The following is a 247-nucleotide window of genomic DNA, read 5'->3' as shown; positions in this document are numbered from 1 at the left end:
TCCGGGCATGATCGAACGTTACACTGGTGCAATTACTGCAGCAGCAGGTACGATCCACCGTCTGGAAGACTGGGGCCGCCGTCAGCTGGCTTATCCGATCAACAAACTGCACAAAGCTCACTACGTTCTGCTGAACGTTGAAGCGCCGCAGGAAGCGATCGATGAGCTGGAAACTAACTTCCGCTTCAACGACGCCGTTATCCGCAGCATGGTAATGCGTACTAAGCACGCTGTTACCGAAGCATCT

1 protein-coding gene is annotated in these 247 nt (G+C 53.8%); it reads left to right on the top strand.

Features of this window, described 5'->3' with window-relative positions:
* Nucleotides 1–247: 30S ribosomal protein S6 (gene rpsF / locus QP437_RS10275; protein WP_285267766.1), on the top strand; the 247-nt coding region annotated here is incomplete at both ends.

This window comes from Haemophilus sp. UMB1048, assembly GCF_030218125.1.
Lineage (GTDB): Bacteria > Pseudomonadota > Gammaproteobacteria > Enterobacterales > Pasteurellaceae > Haemophilus_D.
This window is presented reverse-complemented; position numbering and strand designations above follow the sequence as displayed.